Below are 761 nucleotides of genomic sequence, written 5' to 3'. Positions count from 1 at the left end.
CAAAAAATCCCGTTCCACGACCAGCTGCCCGATTTTGGCGTGCAGCTTTCCGACCTCTGCCGCCGATATCGTCGGCTCCGCGGTCGCCTGGCCGGTGAAGGCCTGTGCCATGTTCTCAATCGCGGTCCGTTTCCAGCCGCTGATCATGGTAGGGTGGCTGTCATACTTCTTGGCCAGCTCGGCCGTCGTCAGCTCCTCGCGGATGGCTTCCAAAGCCACCTTCGCCTTGAACTCTGCCGAATAGCGTTTCCGTTTCGTCATTTCTGTGCGTTCTTCCTCAGACACTACAGATTAGCACCTGGTCCGAAATCCCGCGACCACCTCTTCCCTCGATACCTGTCAGAGCTGAGGCGATGCACGGCTCGCCATACTCGTTGGTGAGATCATCAACGGCGGGGTTTCCGTCAGTGTCGGTCCATCCGATCTTTCGATTCTCATCCATCGCCGCTTTGCAGATATCGCGGGCCTTGTTGCACAAATCGAGTGAGGGATTCACTGGGTGAATCGAGCGTGATAGCTGGAAGGTATGAGCAGTTGGGCCCCTACGAAGGACAAGACCACGAACTGGTCGGCTTACAATGAAGCACTGTGCCAGCGCGGATCGCTGACGATCTGGTTCGATCCCGACATGATGTGGAAGCTGCCGCCCAGCGGGAAGCGTGGGCGGCAGCCGAGTTTCAGCGATGAAGCTATCCAGACGTGCCTGACAATGAAGGGTGAAGGGCGCTCGGAAAACAGTCCGGTGGACTGTTTTCAGCCCT

2 protein-coding genes are annotated in these 761 nt (G+C 57.7%); one reads left to right on the top strand and one right to left on the bottom strand.

The genetic code is table 11. From position 1 onward, the window contains the following. A partial coding sequence (locus FEV53_RS20420) for a transposase (RefSeq protein WP_142835595.1) occupies window positions 1–261 on the bottom strand: 261 nt, incomplete at its 3' end. Window positions 262–526: 265 nt separating this feature from the next. On the opposite strand from FEV53_RS20420, the gene FEV53_RS20415 reads away from it, so the two are divergent. Next, window positions 527–761 (top strand): transposase (locus FEV53_RS20415; RefSeq protein WP_185962149.1); only part of this gene is annotated, 235 nt, incomplete at its 3' end.

Source organism: Palleronia caenipelagi, from assembly GCF_007004065.1.
Taxonomy (GTDB): Bacteria; Pseudomonadota; Alphaproteobacteria; order Rhodobacterales; family Rhodobacteraceae; genus Palleronia; species Palleronia caenipelagi.
This window is presented reverse-complemented; position numbering and strand designations above follow the sequence as displayed.